This is a genomic window from Glaciecola sp. SC05, from assembly GCF_041380235.1.
Taxonomy (GTDB): domain Bacteria; phylum Pseudomonadota; class Gammaproteobacteria; order Enterobacterales; family Alteromonadaceae; genus Glaciecola.
On sequence record NZ_JBGIYY010000004.1, the window covers coordinates 248,155 to 264,408 of the forward strand.

The following is a 16,254-nucleotide window of genomic DNA, read 5'->3' on the forward strand; positions in this document are numbered from 1 at the left end:
CTCATAAGTTATGAAACAGTGCGCAGGATAGCGAGTAAGCCCGATACAGTCAAAATAACTAGTAAAAACTGATAATTTAAGGATGTCGCTCGCAATAAAAATACGCTTAAGCTAAGGTTGTAGGCACTGATAGGCTCATCGAGGTATCGTTGAGTGAACATATGTATGAAGCCATTCCTCGCAAAGTAAAAGGCATTGCCGACAGTATGAATACGGTTGCTGAACTGACTTTACCGTTGGACTATAACTACCCGATTACGTTTAACGATCACGACTTAATGGATCAAATGTTACCTACTTTAGTGCGCACTGCGGGTAGTGACAATGTGATAAATAGTAAGCCAGTGACCGGTGCCGAGGACTTTTCTTTCTTTCAAAAAGAAGTGCCCGGTGTATATTTGTGGGTGGGCGGTAAGCCTCTCGATGTGGCTGAAGAGGATGCTCCAGCGCATCATACACCTGAGTTTTTTGTGGACGACAGCGGTATGAAACTTGGCGTCAAACTACTCACGAACATGACTATCGATTATTTAAATAAGGGTCAATAGCAATTAAATAAACTGAAACTAGCAGCAATATGTGAATGAAAAAGAGTGACAGTTGTCGCTCTTTTTGTTTGTTTTGCCTATAATGTCGAGTTTTCACCACGTGATTGCAGAAACAAGGCGATACAACCGTATATGTATTGTTCTCTCACGTACTATCTTCAAAAGGATACTTCATGGCTCAAGTGGCAATAGTAATGGGTTCTAAGTCTGATTGGCCTACCATGCAGCAGGCAGCAAAAATGTTGCAAAATTTAGGCGTCTCTTTTGAAGCCAAAGTTGTCTCTGCTCACCGCACGCCTGCGTTGCTGACTGAGTTTTCTGAAACCGCTGCCGAAAAAGGCTTTCAGGTAATTATTGCAGGTGCCGGCGGTGCCGCGCATCTACCTGGCATGATTGCGGCCCACACCCACTTACCGGTGTTCGGTTGCCCAGTGCGTTCAAGTCAATTGAGCGGTTTAGATTCATTACTGTCAATCGTACAAATGCCTAAAGGCGTAGCAGTAGGCACGCTTGCGATAGGTGAAGCTGGAGCGGCAAATGCAGGTCTGTTAGCGGCACAGGTTATTGCTTTGACAGACACGCGCGTGCGCGAAAACGTGATTGCCTTCAGACAGAAACAAACCGATACGGTAATCGCAAATCAAAGCTTGGAGCTTGAATGAAAGTACTCGTCTTTGGAGCAGGCCAGCTCGCACAAATGATGTATTTGGCCGCTGCACCATTAGGTGTTGACGTATATGCGGTGGATGTGAATTCACGCGAAGTTGTCAACCCAATGACCAAAGAAAAGCTGGATATGACGATTGAATACGCTGTGTCAGATGTACATGTAGTGACAGCTGAGTTTGAGCATGTGCCTGAAGATTTACTAAATTTGGCTGAAAAAACCGGTAAATTGTTTCCTAATATGAGATCGATTTTAACGGGTGCAGATCGCATTCGCGAAAAACAAATTTTAGACAGCAATCATATAGCCAACTGCCCACACAGTATTGTTTCTCAGATTTCCCAGTTAGACGACGTGCTCAATGCTTTAGGAGATAAACTCATATTTAAAGCAAGCCGTGACGGATACGATGGTTACGGACAGTGGCGACTCTCGCATCGCGATGAGCTCGAACAACTCAAACATGCTTTTGCCAGTTTAGATTTAGTGAAAGTGCCGCTGGTTGCCGAAAAAATGATAGCCTTTGACCGTGAAATTTCAGTGATCGGTGCGCGCAGTGCACACGGCAAAATCGCGTGTTTCAATATCGCTGAAAACTTGCATCACGAGGGGCAACTGCATGTATCTATTGCCCCAGCAACAAATCTTGAGGCTAAGGTACATCAGCAGGCAATAGATATTTTTCAGAGTATTTCAGGCGCGTTAAACTATGTGGGAGTGCTAGCAGTCGAGTTATTTCAAACCAAAGACTCGATCATGGTTAATGAAATAGCACCAAGAGTGCATAACTCCGGACACTGGACGCAGCATGGTGCAGATACCTGCCAGTTCGAGCAACATATTCGAGCAATATTGGGCTTTCCACTCGGAGATACCACGAGCAATAGTGTCACTGCGATGATTAATATCATTGGCTGCACCAGTTTTTCGCGAGATTTAATCAGTATCCCAGGTTGTCATTTACATTGGTATGGCAAAAAATTAAGACCAAAGCGTAAAATGGGTCATATCAACGTGGTTGCATCGAGTTACCTTGAATTGGGTAATAAGCTATTGCAGTTATTGCAGTATTTACCTGAGGAATACTTCCCATTGCTAAAACAGGAGGCATTGCGCTTAATTGAAGTTGATGCTTGACATCCGCTCATAAATTCATAAACTTCGCCGCTCAAAAAGGTTTTAAAAAGTGTGCCGACTTAGCTCAGTTGGTAGAGCAACTGACTTGTAATCAGTAGGTCACCAGTTCGATTCCGGTAGTCGGCACCATTTTAAACTTCCAGCATGAGATTACATTTGCGCTTCGTTTTGATCCAGCTCGAACAGGTGCCTACTGATAAATCAGTAGTGTTTATTGTCAGCAGTTCGATTCCGGTAGTCGGCACCATTTTAAACTTCCAGCATGAGATTACATTTGCGCTTCGTTTTGATCCAGCTCGAACAGGTGCCTACTGATAAATCAGTAGTGTTTATTGTCAGCAGTTCGATTCCGGTAGTCGGCACCATTTTAAACTTCCAACCTAAGATTACATTTGCGCTTTTTATTAAGTACAAATAACACCAAATACTTTAAAGGGACTTAGTAGTATAATTAGGCTTTGTATCTTACTTTAAGTCTATTGTATGTCCTCACATCACTGGTTTGAGTTGAAAATCCCCCCTGTTATTGTATTTATAGCAGCGTTATTTGCTGTTTGGTTAAGCGATAAAATGTTTCCAATGTCAGGCTTACTTTCTGGAATGAACGTATATATCGCGTTAGTTTTTATCATCTTAGGTTTGTTCAGCGGAGTTGCGGGTCTTGTTTCTTTCAAGCTAGCCAAGACCACAGTCAATCCATTGAAACTTGACAAAGCTTCTGCACTGGTTGATTCGGGCATGTATCGATTCAGCCGCAATCCTATGTATTTGGGTATGCTGTTTATTATTCTTGGGCTAATAGTAAGACTCGAGCAACCCTATTCTTTAGTTTGGGCAGTATTATTCATTGCGTTCATGACCAAGTTCCAGATACTCCCAGAAGAACGTGCTTTATCTTTAATTTTTGGTGAGAGCTACTCACACTATAAGCGGCGTGTCCGTCGTTGGCTCTGAGCAATTTAGCGGCACCCTACAGTAGTAATAAAGTAAACTTTTTATCGCTTTTGGTATCCAAAAGCTTGCAAAGTAAAAAGAGTAGTCAAAATTAAGCCATTGTTTGTTTAAATTCGTAATCATAGGCCTCATATACTAACTATAAGGCAATAAACCTTGTAGCTGTGTAGCGCTAGCGTTATTTTTACGTTCCTATCAATAATAAATTAAAATTACGGCAGTATATTTATGAAACATACCTTACTAATCAGTTTCTTCTTGTTGTTTTCAAGCTATAGCCTAGCTCATAACCATGCTGAAAAGTCCATGGCTGAGAATATTGTAATTGAGGCCGCATGGGCCCGAGAAACCTTCAAAATGGCTAAAACGGGTGCCGCTTATATCACACTGAGCAATCCTACTGAAAATGATATTACCTTGGTCTCTGCAAGCGCAGACGAAAGTGTTGCTGGCATGGTCGAAATGCATAATACCGTGGTAGTCGATAATATGATGCGGATGCAAGAGTTAGAAGATGGGCTAATAATCAAAGCAGGTGAAACGATAACCTTTCAGCCAGGCGGCATGCACTTTATGATTATGGGCTTGACCGGCCCATTACTGGGCAACAGTTCCTTCGAACTCGAGCTAGCTTTCGCCGATGACTCGGTTAAATCAACCACGGTAAATGTTCGAGATATGCGAACCGCAGTAGAGTAACAAAAATATACTTTTAACTAGAATAAAAACCAATACCGGAGACCAGCATGTCTAAAATAGATATTGGCATCAACGAGACCGATCGTTATGCAATTGCAGAAGGCCTAAAACGTTTACTGGCAGATTCTTATACACTATACCTTCAAACCCACAACTTTCATTGGAACGTTACAGGTCCGCAGTTTAGAGAGTTACATTTAATGTTTGAAGAACACTACACCGAACTCGCTATTGCGGTAGATGATGTTGCTGAGCGTATCCGTACACTAGACGTTGCGGCGCCAGGCACTTACAAAGCCTTTGCCGAGCTCAGCAGCATTCGCGAGGTAGACGGGGTGCCGAGCGCAACCGAAATGGTAACCCTATTAACACAAGGCCATGAAGCAGTCGTTAAAACCTGTAGAGACGCCTTAAAACTCGCTCAAAATGCAAACGATGAGTCTACTTCGGCATTGGTCAGTGATCGTATGCGTGTGCATGAAAAAACAGCTTGGATGCTTCGTGCAACACAAGCTCCAAAGGGCAACTAAGCTATGAAAAAATATTTGTTCTCAGCCCTAGCAAGCGGATTGATTCTTAGTGCTCAGAGTGCGAGCGCGGTTGAATTTGAAGTGACAGAATTGACTAATGGGTTAAAGCACCCGTGGGGTATCGCTTTTCTGCCTGACGGTAGTGCACTGATTACAGAACGCACTGGTGGTTTACGGCACATGAAACCTGACGGCGTGCTCTCGGAGCCAATTTCAGGCTTACCCGAAGCGGTTACCAAAGGGCAGGGAGGAATGCTAGGTTTAGCGGTGCATCCTAATTTCGCTGAGACCAATGAGGTATACGTTTGCCTATCGGTGGCAGGAGAGGGCGGGCAGTCGAGTGAAGTGCATAAAGGTACGTTAGAAGGTGGCCAATTAACCAATGTTAGCCGCGTGTTTCAGGCACTCCCAAAAGTTGACTCGGCCTTTCATTTTGGCTGCAGAGTTACCTTTGATAAAAAGGGTGACGTGTTTATTTCATTAGGCGACCGGGGTTCATTTAAAGAACGCTCGCAAGAAACAGATGCACATTTTGGTAAAGTCGTCAGAGTGACTCAAGATGGGCAAGCAGTTGCTGACAATCCTTTCATAAACGGTCCTGCACCAGAGATTTATAGCTATGGTCATCGCAATGTTCAAGGAATGACAATGCATCCGGAAACGGGTGAGATATGGACACATGAGCATGGCCCTAAGGGAGGTGATGAAATCAACATTCTAAGTAAGGGTGACAATTACGGTTGGCCGTCAATTACCTATGGGGTGAATTATAATGGCTCAATTATTACCGACGAGACTGAAATGGACGGAATGCGTCAGCCGTTAATTTATTGGGATCCTTCAATTGCACCTAGTGGTATGACTTTTTATAACGGTGATGCGTTTGAGCAATGGCAGGGTGACCTATTTATCGGCTCACTGAAATTCAGGTATCTCAAACACCTAGAAATGGATGGTGATAAGGTTGTCTCACAACGTAATTTGTTAGAAGATCTTGATTACAGGATCCGAGATGTAGTACAAGGTCCAGATGGTAATCTTTATGTGATAACTGATGCCGCCAATGGCAAAGTTTTAAAGATACACCCCACGAAATAAACGACAGTTTTGTCTTCATTAAAAAGGTTTACGGTGTGTTGCTCGTAAACCTTTTTATTTTCCAAAGGATTCGATTTGTTGACGCATAAGTGATGCGTGTTTCACATGTATACCACGATTATTTCAGAGAAACCTTTCCAATCAAGATATCCTTAAACATGACCCAATCCCCTAGAAAGCTATAAAACGGATGTTTAAACGTAGCCGGTTTGTTGTGCTCATAAAAAAAATGTCCGACCCAGGCAAAGCCATAGCCAATAAGTGGAACAAACCAAAGCAGCGTGTACATTCTTGTTGTTATCACAGCAGCGATAAGCGCTAATACACAGCATGACCCTATAAAATGCAGGAGTCTGCAGGTCGCGTTAGCATGCTCCGCTAAGTAGTAGGGATAAAACTCTGAAAATGAATTAAACGGTTTGCTCATATATCAACGGCTCTCAGCTTTGACCAGATGTGTCATAATTATCACGCACTTTTGCACCAAGTTAAATACTAAATATGGTTGCAAAAGTGATTATCATCACCATAATCATCCGTAAGCTAGCAAATTATATGGATGCATATGTTACAACAACACTCTTTGGCAATTGCCCTCAATATCGAGAATTTTAAACAGGTTATTGTTGAAGGCAGTCAACAAAAATTGGTGATCACCTATTTTTGGGCACCTTGGAATGAAGCCTCGGTACAAATGCTTAACACCCTTGAAGCGGTGACGGCACAACATCCAGAGGCTTTAGTACTTGCAACGGTAAATTGCGACGAGCAGCCTGAAATTGTGCAGCAGTTTGGTGTGAAGGATTTACCCACGACGATGTTAATCAAAAATGGACAGCCGGTGGATGGTTTTGCTGGCGCGCAAACGCTAGAGCAACTTCAACAAACATTTTCCCAGCATCTTCCTAGCCCAGAACAAGCGATGTTAGAGCAAGCCGTTACTGCTGGTCAATCAGGAGATATGCAGCAGGCTTTTACACTAGCCAAACAAGCTTTTGATATTAACCCTGAGAATATAGAAAGCCGTTTTTTACTGTCAGACTTTGCTATCGAAACTGGACAGTTAGAGACAGCGAAGGCGCTTATGTCTAAAGTTAGATTGGCCGACCAAGACGCTCGCTACCAATCAATTATGGGCAAGATTGAACTGGCAGAAAAAGCCGCAGAGTCTCCAGAGCTATTGGCCTTGCAAGAAGAATTGACTAAAAACCCTGATGATTTTGATTTAAAAATAAAAGTGGCTATTCAACTGCAGCAAGCACACAAAACAGAGCAGGCACTCGAACTATTATTTGAAGTATTGCATCAAGATTTAAACTTTAGTGACGCAAAAAAAAACACGCTCGATATGATCAATGCGCTACCAGACGGTGAGCCTTTAAAATCTAAATCTCGTCGTAAAATATACAGTTTGTTGTACTAAGTATTAGTCGCGTAAAGTAACTATGGATGCTTTTCTAATAGCAATTTGTTTGCTGATGATTATCGAAGGTTTAGGGCCGCTGCTGTTGCCTAACAAATGGCGAGTACTTTTGCGTGAAATCAGTGAGCAACCTAGTCAAACACTGCGGCGTATTGGCGCGGTATTGATAGTTGCAGGTGTGCTAGGACTTTATTTTATAACGGTTTAAAGACCTGCCTGCCGGCTTCATGTTTTATGGTGATAATGCACATTCGATATTTCTATCAAATTAAACGATATTTACTATCAACATGTTTGCTTAAATTTGCTAGAATCTGCGCCTAATTAATCAACTATTTAATTCCATGGCAAAAAATGTTGTAGTGCTCGGCACCCAATGGGGTGATGAGGGCAAGGGTAAAGTCGTTGACTTACTCACCAATCAAGCGTCTTACGTTGTGAGATATCAGGGAGGCCACAATGCTGGTCACACTCTCGTTATAGATGGCGAAAAGACGGTTTTACATCTTATCCCATCAGGAATATTAAGAGATAACGTTACCTGTGTTATTGGCAATGGTGTGGTATTGAGCCCGCAGGCCTTGCTTACCGAAATGAAAATGCTAGAAGACAAAGGCATTCCGGTAAAAGAGCGTTTGGTTATAAGCGAAGCCTGTCCACTGATCCTCCCCTTTCACGTTGCTCTAGACGTTGCTCGAGAAGTAGCCCGAGGCGCTAAAGCTATCGGTACAACTGGTCGTGGTATTGGTCCTGCATACGAAGATAAAGTGTCTCGCCGTGGATTACGTGTAGGTGATTTGTTTAATCCTCAAGACTTTGCCGCTAAACTTAAAGAGGTCATGGAGTACCACAACTTCATGCTCACAGAATACTACAAACAGCCCGCTGTTGATTATGACACAGTGCTTGCTGAAGCTCTCAGCGTAGCTGACTTATTTAAATCGCTTTCAGTAGACGTAACGGCACTGCTAGAAAATGCGAAAAAGAATAAACAATCGATCATGTTTGAAGGCGCGCAAGGAACTTTGCTTGACATAGACCATGGTACTTATCCCTATGTAACTTCATCTAATACTACTGTTGGCGGCGTTGCGACTGGCGCAGGTTTTGGCCCATTAAGCATCGATTATGTATTGGGGATCGTCAAAGCTTACACTACACGTGTTGGTTCAGGCCCGTTTCCGACTGAGCTAGATTGTGAGATCGGACAACATTTAGGTGTTAAGGGACATGAATTTGGCGCCACAACAGGCCGAAAGCGCCGCACCGGCTGGTTTGATGCGGTTGCAATATGCAGAGCAGTTCAGCTCAACTCAGTAACGGGTTTTTGTTTAACCAAATTGGACGTGCTTGACGGTCTAGACACATTACGCATTTGTGTTGGTTATAAAGATGCCCAGGGTAAAGTAACAACTGCTCCGCCGTTAGCCGCCGAGGGCTACGATGCAATTGAACCTGTGTATGAAGATATGCCTGGTTGGAATGAGCAAACCTTTGGGGTAACTGAATATGAAAAGTTACCGCAGGCAGCTAAAAACTACATTCACCGTATCGAAGAGCTTACCGGTGTCCCTGTAGATATCATTTCGACGGGACCAGATCGCAGTGAGACCATGGTGCTTAGGCATCCATTTGCCGAAGCATAGAACCTATTTGTCTCAAAAACGTCCTAATAGTATTAAAGTAGGCGGTCTTGCATAGCTTAGGCCGCTTTTTTTATCACCAAATGTTGTCGAATCAGAAGTGTTTGTTTGAATTTTACGCTCCCAAAGGAAATTAAATTATGTCTGAAAGTTCTGACACCACACCCTCCGCTGAGCACGGAAATGACCAAAACAATGATTCTTGGCAGCAGCCATTTGATTACGGATCCTTGCTTGAAGGTTTAAATCGTTACTTTTCAAGTCGTGCCACTCGCTCAATAAGCTGGAGAAAGTCTCAGCTAGATGCGTTTCTGAAATTGTTAAATGACAATGAAAAAGCCATTGGTGAAGCCCTCTATCAGGATTTAGGAAAGTGTAAACATGAAGCTTATGTCACTGAAATTGGCTTTTTGAAATCTGACATAAAACATGCTTTGAAACATTTAAAGAAGTGGACTAAAGCGGTAAAGAAGTCGACGCCTTTAGTCGCGCAACCAGCAAAAAGTTTTGTTTATCCTGAGCCACTTGGCTCTGTGCTTATTATTGGTGCGTGGAATTATCCTTTGCAACTGACGCTGAGCCCGCTCATTGCTGCAATTGCGGCTGGAAATTGCGCAGTGGTTAAACCTTCAGAGCTCGCTGTAAATACCTCCGCGATTATTGCTAAATTACTGCCTGAGTACCTTGATAAAAAAGCAGTGATTGTGGTTGAAGGCGGGAAGGAAGAAACAAGTGCATTGCTTGCTCAACCCTTTAACAAGTTCTTCTACACTGGAGGGGAACAAGTCGGCAAAATTGTTATGCGCGCCGCATCTGAACATCTTACTCCAGTTACGCTTGAATTAGGCGGGAAAAGCCCTTGCGTCATTGACAGTGATATTGATTTTGATATCGCAGCGAATCGGATTGTTTGGGGAAAGTGGATGAATGCAGGTCAAACCTGTATTGCACCAGATTATGTTTTGATCAAACAAGAATCTCTCGATGAATTTGTAGCGGCCTTAAAGAAGGCCATTGAATCTCAGTATTCGCTTGATCCTAAGCAACAAGAGGAATACGGAAGGGTCATCAATCAGCGTCATTGTCAGCGTTTGGCCGGTTATTTAGATGGTCAAAACGTCATTTACGGCGGACAAATAGATCTCGATACGTGTTACGTGTCACCCACTTTATTACTAAATCCAGATCCAAACTCAGCCATTATGCAAGAAGAAATATTTGGGCCTTTGCTGCCGATTGTAGTGATGCCGTCAAAACAAAGTATGGCTGATTTTATTAATAAAAGACCACCGCCTTTGGCTGCGTATTTATTTACGAATGATAAAAGCTATGAAGCAGAATTTATCGATAACGTTGCTGCCGGTAACATGTGTATAAATGACTGCACTATGTTTATGCTTAATCATGCCCTACCTTTTGGCGGGGTTGGCAGTAGCGGTATGGGGCGTTATCATGGCAAATATGGCTTTGACACCTTTAGTCATGAAAAAACCGTTATGAAACGTAGCTTTATATTTGAAAACAATTTCAGATATGCGCCATTTACAACATTTAAAAAATTCATGCTCAATAGGTTTATCGGATGATTTCACCTTTTCACTTGGCAATACCGGTTACAGACCTCAAAGCGTCTGCACTATTTTATGGCGAACATGTTGGATGTGGACAGGGTCGCAGTTCAAAACAGTGGATTGATTGGGATTTTTATGGGCACCAATTAGTGACACATTTAGTCGATCGAATGCCACAGGGTGAGGCGGCTAATCAGGTCGACAACAAATCTGTTCCCGTACCTCATTTTGGTTTGGTTCTGCCAAAAGCAGATTGGGAGGCATTGGCCCTCCGATTAGAGCAAGCCGGTTATAATTTTCATATTGCGCCATATATTCGATTTCAGGGAGAAGTGGGTGAACAAGGCACGTTTTTCTTGTTCGACCCTAGCGGCAATGCTCTAGAGTTCAAATACTTTGAAGATATGACGCAGCTATTCGCGTCATAAGTCGCTTTAAGCTTAATTTGTTGGCTAAAAAGCCACCAAACTGATACCTATGTAAGCGGCAATTGTAACACCGCCAACGGCTAGGGCATAAGGCAGTTGTGTTCTTACATGAGTAAGTAAATCGCAACCGGCAGCCAACGAACTTATCGCCGTTGTATCAGAGATGGGTGAACAATGGTCACCAAATATACCGCCCCCTAATATAGCCGCTAAAACAATCTCGGGCGGCAAACCTAAGGATTGCACCAGAGGCATGCCGATAGGAATTAAGATCGCAAAGGTGCCCCATGACGTGCCGGTGGTGAACGAGATGATACCGCCAGCCACAAACAACATCGGTACAATAAGATATAGCGCAAGATGATTACCTACAATCCCTGCTACAAATGTACCGGTGCCTAATTCTTTTAGGCTTGCTCCAAGGGTAATCGAGAGTAATACGATAGTTACCAAAGGCAATAATTCACTCATACCGTTGAACCCCATCTTAAATGCGCCTTTGTGATCAGTCTTTTTTGCAAATACGAGCATGATGTAGGCAACGATGCAGGCTAAAAAGGTCGCATAAAGCACTGATTTACTGCCGCTTCCCGCGGTTAAATCGCCATTTCCTGTCCAAAGCATAAAACCGAGCATTCCACCAATCATCACCATCATCGGCACCAACATAAAGCGCGCTTTGCTAGCTTCAGTTACGGTTAATTTAGTGTCGGTGCTATGCAGATCTACTTCTGCTTGTTTCATTGGTCCATGCACACGGTCAGTAACAATGGTATATGCGACTACTACAAGAGTGAGCCACGCATAAACATTATACGGTAGGGTCGACCATAAAATTTCAAGAGGGTTTTGCTCAAGCTCATAGGTACTCAACAGTGCTAGTATATAAGCTCCCCAACCGTTTAAGAGAATCAGTATACAAACTGGGGCGCTAGTCGAATCTATGACATAGGCCAGCCGTGCTCGACTCATTTTAAATTTATCAAACAGGCCTCTGGCCAATATGCCAGCGGTAAGCACACTGAGATTCGATTCGATAAAAACGGCAATACCGGTAAACATAGTAATACCGCCAACTCGGCGTTTTGTGGAAGCTATCCCTGAGCCGATCAGCTTGTTCACCATCGCCGCTACGCCCCCGGAGTCACGAATAAATGCAAGTAGGGCGCCTACCATTAGTGAAAATATTAAGATGCGTGCGTTGCCAGCATCGCCGACCGTGCTGACAATTCGTTCTATGGTATTTATAGGGGTGGCCAGCAGTGATACTTGACTGTTAAATGTCAGTAAAAATTCGGCGCTGAAGATAGATAAAAGTAGCGCTAAAATGACTTCTTTTTTCCACAATACGACCGTAATCGCAATAATTGGCGGTAATATACTTAACCAATCCATTAGTTGACTCCTTTAAATACGGCTTCGTAAACTAAGCTCATAACACTGCCATATCGGCCAGTTTCAAAGGCATCACCTTCAAACGTTAACTCGCCGCTTTGTGATGTGACAGGTGAGTGTTTCTTGTTGGTGAGCAATATGATGGCCAGATCATATTCAGGGTCAATTAAGGTTGCTGTGCCGGTCCAACCCGTATGTCCGAACGCACGGTTGCTAGCGTAAGGACCAAAATGCCAAGCTAATGAATCGTCGGCAGCTAGTCGCCAGCCCAGTCCCATTGAGTTCTTGCGATACCGAGGGGTGACGAAACGGCTCAATGTTGTGTTACTAAACAGCGATGTGTTAGCGTATCCGCCTTCATTGAGAAGCAATTGTGATAGCAATGCTAGGTCCTTAGCATTGCCAAATAATCCGGCATGTCCAGCTACGCCATGCATTGAGTAAAATGCTTTTTCGTCATGTACTTCGCCCGCCAAGACATGTTCCCTGATCCCAGGAAAGCTCACGTTACCACCACGACTATTGCCGCGAATTTCGGTTGCTGCATATTGAGCGCTTTGTTTACCCTTGTTAAGAGGGTTAAACTGCAAAGACTCCAAACCAAGCGGCCTGTAGATTTGCTGTTCGACATATTCATCCAAGGCCATCCCAGTAACTCTTTCGACCAATAAGCCTAAGATCATGAAGTTAGTATCTGAATAGGTTTGCTGGGTTTGTCTGCCGTTGGTAAATGGAAGCTTAGTGAGCAATAAGTCTTTAGTAACACTTGCATCTAGAGAGTGAAAACTTTCGCCCAGAGGATTGTCCGCTCTGAAGAACTTCACTTCACTGTTATATCCAGAGGCGTGTGCAAGCAAGTCTGCAACGCTTCGACCTTCTCTGCCTTCGCCGCTATATTCAGGCAAATAATTTGAAACACTGTTGTCTAGGGCTATTTTACCTTCATCTACTAATTTCATAATCGCTAAGGTCGTCGCAAATACTTTAGTGTTTGATGCAAGGTCAAAACGTGTATCAACAGACATTGGTCGGGAGGTAATCAGCAACTCACCATTGCTGTCATATTTTTGTGCAGAGCCATAGGCACTGTGCTTGATGATTTGACCTTTGTGAAGGACCAGCAAAACGGCACCTGGAAAACCGTTTTCGATATCTTGCTCAATTAAATGGTCGACCTTGGAGAAGTCGAAACGGGAATTATCATTAGCTATTATTTCTGGGAAGGGTATATGAATATATAAGCTCGCGTTAGCCGGCACAATATTCTCAACTCTTAGGCTATTTAAGCCTGTCCGTGTGCGCTTAGCCAGCGAATATTCATAGTGCTCGTCAAGAGCAAAAGGTTGTGTAATATTCAGCTTTTGCTCATTTACATAAATATCGGCACTTTCTGCACCAAGACTTTGAACATGAATGCTACCGGAGCCAGCATAAGCTCTGAATCTAGCTCGGTTGTTTACTTTTTCGCGTTTATCTGAGCGTTGCAATGGGAAAATACTATTAACTTGGCCCTGCAAAAGTTCATCAACAAATAGGCCCTTGCTCGCTAATTGAGAGAGCAGGCTATCGTTTTTTGTTAAGGGCATGATGGCGCTGGAAGCTAAGGACTCAGTTTCATAGCGCTGCATCAATTGCTCGATTGCATCGGGGAAATACTTTTCTAAGAGCGCGAATAATGCCGCTGCGGTGCTTGAGTCGGGTCTGCCACTTACTTGCCAAGGTAAAAAGTGCATTTGAAATGCGCTTAAAGTATCGACGGTTTGCTGATCAAGTATACCGGTTTCAATGATCCCATATCCGTAGGTACCTAACGCTCGTTGCAATAATCCAATATTTGGAGTCGATTGATTAAACTGCTGCCAGTATCTAGCCAGAGTATCATCGTCATACCACGCACCAACCCCAGCTTGATACAGCTGATACCAAGGGAATCTCGGCCCAGGATCGCTCTTGCGAGAAGGAGCAATATCCGAATGCCCGACGACTGCAGTGGGTGAAATATCCGGATTCCGAGCAAGTATGTCACGGCTCAATTCAATAACTAGTTCAATTTGTTTAGGATCGAAGTCGGGGAAAATACACAGACGATTTGCACCGTGTTCGGCCCGTGACGCCATGCCAGCGGCCTGCATCGCCGCAATATTTTCGAAACATCTGGGGACATTGACAATTTCGATGCCAATTGAGCTATCGTTGAGGCCTGTGCGCCCCTGCCAATAACCCTGCCCCGCGTGCCAAGCGCGCTCTGTCTCATCTACTAGCTGCAGGATTTTAAGTGTGCTGTATGGGTAACTGGGGTCGTTGCTTTCAGGCACTAAATAATGGGAGCTTACGAAGCCTTCTTTTACTAGTGCGTCTACCGAGCGTTGATAATCAATCGCGGTGTAGTGCATTACCAAAGACTTCACTCTAAAACTATAGTTAACCGATGGCAGTTGGGTATAGCTTGAGCTGACGCAACTCGCAATAAACACACAGCTACACAATATCAGGATTGATTTAAGGACTTTATTTTTCATTTAGTGCCTATCACATAGAGGTAAATTGAGTGGTAGTAAAGCTACAAAGCGCTTCATATCTTCACCTTACAGTACTGCTGTAAATACACTTTATGGTTCGGCATATGCTGCTCCGCTTCACGCATTGCCCCAGCAATATGAGACAAGTTTTGCTGACGATGAGATTCTTCCAAATGGTTAGCCAAGGGGTGATAGGCCCTCGGTATTAGACCTTGGCCATTCATGACTGAAAACCAGCTGATTTCATTAAAAAGCTCATTATTCTCTCTGAATAAACGGCCGCTGGCTTGGTATAGCTCAATTTTATCTTGCAGCGAATCGGGTATCTGCATATTACGGCAATACCGCCAAAACTCAGAGTCATCACGCTCTGTAGCCTTATAATGCAGAATAATAAAGTCGCGGATACGCCATAGCTCATCGTCGGTGTATCTATTATAAGTATTGATATTCGCTGGCTCGCATCGTCCGCTAGGAAACAGAGAAAGTAGACGCATGATCGCAGACTGAATAAGCTGCAAGCCCGTAGATTCTAATGGCTCAATAAATCCGGCAGATAGGCCAATAGCAATACAGTTGTTCTTCCATGCTTGTTTACGTTTACCGTTAATCCATTTTAGCTGTCGTGCATCGGCCAAAGCCTTGCTTGGCAATCGTTTTGCTAAGCGATTAATGGCGACTTCTTTTGAGAGGAACTCTGAAGAAAATACAAAGCCGTTACCCATGCGATGCTGCAAAGGGATTTGCCATTGCCAGCCACAATCATGAGCAGTTGAAATGGTGTAGGGCTTAATCTCGGCTAACGATTCACTCGGTTGCGCGATTGCCGAATCGCAGGGCAGGTATTCCCGCCAATCTTCAAAACCCACCTTTAAGGTTTGTGCAATAAGTAAACCCTTAAAGCCTGAGCAGTCGATAAAAATATCGCCATCGATATACGACCCGTCAGCGAGCTCTACCGCTTTGATATCCTCAGAGTTTGTTTGCTGATGGACTTTTTTGATATCGCCCTTAATCTTGTTAACACCGCGCTGCATAGAGAAAGCCGATAAATACTCTGCATATTTAATCGCATCAAAATGATAAGCATATTTGATATTTGCCAGTGCGGAACGCGATTGTGGCTGCGGATGGCAAAATTTATTGTGCAGGGCTGCTCGATATTCCAAGCAATAGTCTGATAGCGGTTGCTCTTTGCCCCGTAGTTTGTCTTTAAGCCAATAGTGATGGAAGGGTATGCCCTGCATCGGAACACCATATGGTCCAAAAGGATGCATGTACTGATGCCCTTTCTTGTACCAATCATGGAACTCAATGCCGAGTTTGAAGGAGCCGTGGGTAAAAGCGAGAAATTCAGCTTCATTAATACCCAACATTTGATTGAATTCAAGGATAGCGGGTATGGTCGCTTCGCCTACCGATACCGTTCCGATACTGTCGGATTCCACCAAGCTAATAGCGTACTGCTCACTTGGTAAAATATGTGAAAAAGCCGCCGCTGACATCCATCCTGCCGAGCCGCCGCCAACAATTACAATCTTTGATTTTTGCTTATTTTCCATATCGTTATCATAAATGGCTTAGTGTTATGAAACAATCCTGAGCCTGCAGTATTTGCCAATAAAAAAGGCGATAGTCTTAT

General features: G+C 43.7%; 15 protein-coding genes, 1 tRNA gene and 1 pseudogene. 13 read left to right on the top strand and 4 right to left on the bottom strand.

All coding sequences use genetic code 11. The annotated features are described in order from the left end of the window. Window positions 1-113: 113 nt before the first annotated feature. From AB9H30_RS05795 to AB9H30_RS05830, 8 genes and pseudogenes are all read left to right on the top strand, one after another. Window positions 114-548 (top strand): annotated as a pseudogene (locus tag AB9H30_RS05795) (M20/M25/M40 family metallo-hydrolase); the annotation flags it as partial. Between the two features lie 173 nt (window positions 549-721). Beyond that, window positions 722-1,210, top strand: coding sequence for a 5-(carboxyamino)imidazole ribonucleotide mutase (gene purE, locus AB9H30_RS05800; protein ID WP_371193698.1), 489 nt, complete (start codon window positions 722-724; stop codon window positions 1,208-1,210). Next, entirely contained in the window at window positions 1,207-2,352 is a 1,146-nt protein-coding gene (locus AB9H30_RS05805; RefSeq protein WP_371193699.1) for a 5-(carboxyamino)imidazole ribonucleotide synthase, read from the top strand. Before purE ends, AB9H30_RS05805 begins: the two co-directional genes overlap by 4 nt. A gap of 53 nt (window positions 2,353-2,405) precedes the next feature. Continuing rightward, window positions 2,406-2,481, top strand: a tRNA-Thr gene (locus tag AB9H30_RS05810). 354 nt (window positions 2,482-2,835) lie between these two features. Further along, the gene (locus tag AB9H30_RS05815; RefSeq protein WP_371193700.1) at window positions 2,836-3,306 is read left to right on the top strand and encodes an isoprenylcysteine carboxylmethyltransferase family protein; all 471 of its coding nucleotides are present in this window, start codon (window positions 2,836-2,838) and stop codon (window positions 3,304-3,306) included. Between the two features lie 228 nt (window positions 3,307-3,534). Continuing rightward, on the top strand, window positions 3,535-4,005 hold the full coding sequence (locus tag AB9H30_RS05820; protein ID WP_371193701.1) for a copper chaperone PCu(A)C: 471 nt from the start codon (window positions 3,535-3,537) through the stop codon (window positions 4,003-4,005). A 47-nt stretch (window positions 4,006-4,052) separates the two neighbouring features. Then, window positions 4,053-4,535 carry a Dps family protein gene (locus AB9H30_RS05825; RefSeq protein ID WP_371193702.1) on the top strand — a complete coding sequence of 161 codons (483 nt, stop codon included), beginning with the start codon at window positions 4,053-4,055 and terminating at the stop codon, window positions 4,533-4,535. Window positions 4,536-4,538: 3 nt separating this feature from the next. Further along, window positions 4,539-5,633, top strand: a complete 1,095-nt coding sequence (locus AB9H30_RS05830; RefSeq protein ID WP_371193703.1) for a PQQ-dependent sugar dehydrogenase — start codon at window positions 4,539-4,541, stop codon at window positions 5,631-5,633. Window positions 5,634-5,751: 118 nt separating this feature from the next. Here AB9H30_RS05830 and AB9H30_RS05835 read toward each other — a convergent pair whose 3' ends face one another. Then, the gene (locus AB9H30_RS05835; RefSeq protein WP_371193704.1) at window positions 5,752-6,060 is read right to left on the bottom strand and encodes an Mpo1-like protein; all 309 of its coding nucleotides are present in this window, start codon (window positions 6,058-6,060) and stop codon (window positions 5,752-5,754) included. A 138-nt stretch (window positions 6,061-6,198) separates the two neighbouring features. On the opposite strand from AB9H30_RS05835, the gene AB9H30_RS05840 reads away from it, so the two are divergent. The 5 genes from AB9H30_RS05840 to AB9H30_RS05860 all read left to right on the top strand — a co-directional run bounded on the left by AB9H30_RS05840 (window position 6,199) and on the right by AB9H30_RS05860 (window position 10,698). Next, the gene (locus tag AB9H30_RS05840) at window positions 6,199-7,056 is read left to right on the top strand and encodes a co-chaperone YbbN (protein WP_371193705.1); all 858 of its coding nucleotides are present in this window, start codon (window positions 6,199-6,201) and stop codon (window positions 7,054-7,056) included. 22 nt (window positions 7,057-7,078) lie between these two features. After that, complete coding sequence (locus AB9H30_RS05845) at window positions 7,079-7,264, top strand: DUF2065 domain-containing protein (RefSeq protein WP_371193706.1); 186 nt, start codon at window positions 7,079-7,081, stop codon at window positions 7,262-7,264. Between the two features lie 136 nt (window positions 7,265-7,400). After that, window positions 7,401-8,702: an adenylosuccinate synthase gene (locus tag AB9H30_RS05850; RefSeq protein WP_371193707.1), complete on the top strand. Its 1,302-nt coding sequence runs from the start codon at window positions 7,401-7,403 to the stop codon at window positions 8,700-8,702. A 137-nt stretch (window positions 8,703-8,839) separates the two neighbouring features. After that, window positions 8,840-10,285, top strand: a complete 1,446-nt coding sequence (locus AB9H30_RS05855; protein WP_371193708.1) for an aldehyde dehydrogenase family protein — start codon at window positions 8,840-8,842, stop codon at window positions 10,283-10,285. Further along, the gene (locus AB9H30_RS05860) at window positions 10,282-10,698 is read left to right on the top strand and encodes a VOC family protein (protein WP_371193709.1); all 417 of its coding nucleotides are present in this window, start codon (window positions 10,282-10,284) and stop codon (window positions 10,696-10,698) included. Before AB9H30_RS05855 ends, AB9H30_RS05860 begins: the two co-directional genes overlap by 4 nt. A gap of 24 nt (window positions 10,699-10,722) precedes the next feature. Here the strand turns inward: AB9H30_RS05860 and AB9H30_RS05865 are convergent, their stop codons facing one another. From AB9H30_RS05865 to AB9H30_RS05875, 3 genes are read right to left on the bottom strand one after another with little or no spacing between them, the layout of a single operon-like run. Continuing rightward, entirely contained in the window at window positions 10,723-12,093 is a 1,371-nt protein-coding gene (locus AB9H30_RS05865; RefSeq protein ID WP_371193710.1) for a Na+/H+ antiporter NhaC family protein, read from the bottom strand. Further along, a complete protein-coding gene (pbp4b, locus tag AB9H30_RS05870) occupies window positions 12,093-14,612 on the bottom strand; it encodes a penicillin binding protein PBP4B (RefSeq protein WP_371193711.1) in 2,520 nt (839 codons plus the stop codon). The genes AB9H30_RS05865 and pbp4b overlap by 1 nt, the downstream gene beginning before the upstream one ends. A 53-nt stretch (window positions 14,613-14,665) precedes the next feature. Beyond that, on the bottom strand, window positions 14,666-16,174 hold the full coding sequence (locus AB9H30_RS05875; protein WP_371193712.1) for a tryptophan halogenase family protein: 1,509 nt from the start codon (window positions 16,172-16,174) through the stop codon (window positions 14,666-14,668). Between the last annotated feature and the right edge of the window lie 80 nt (window positions 16,175-16,254).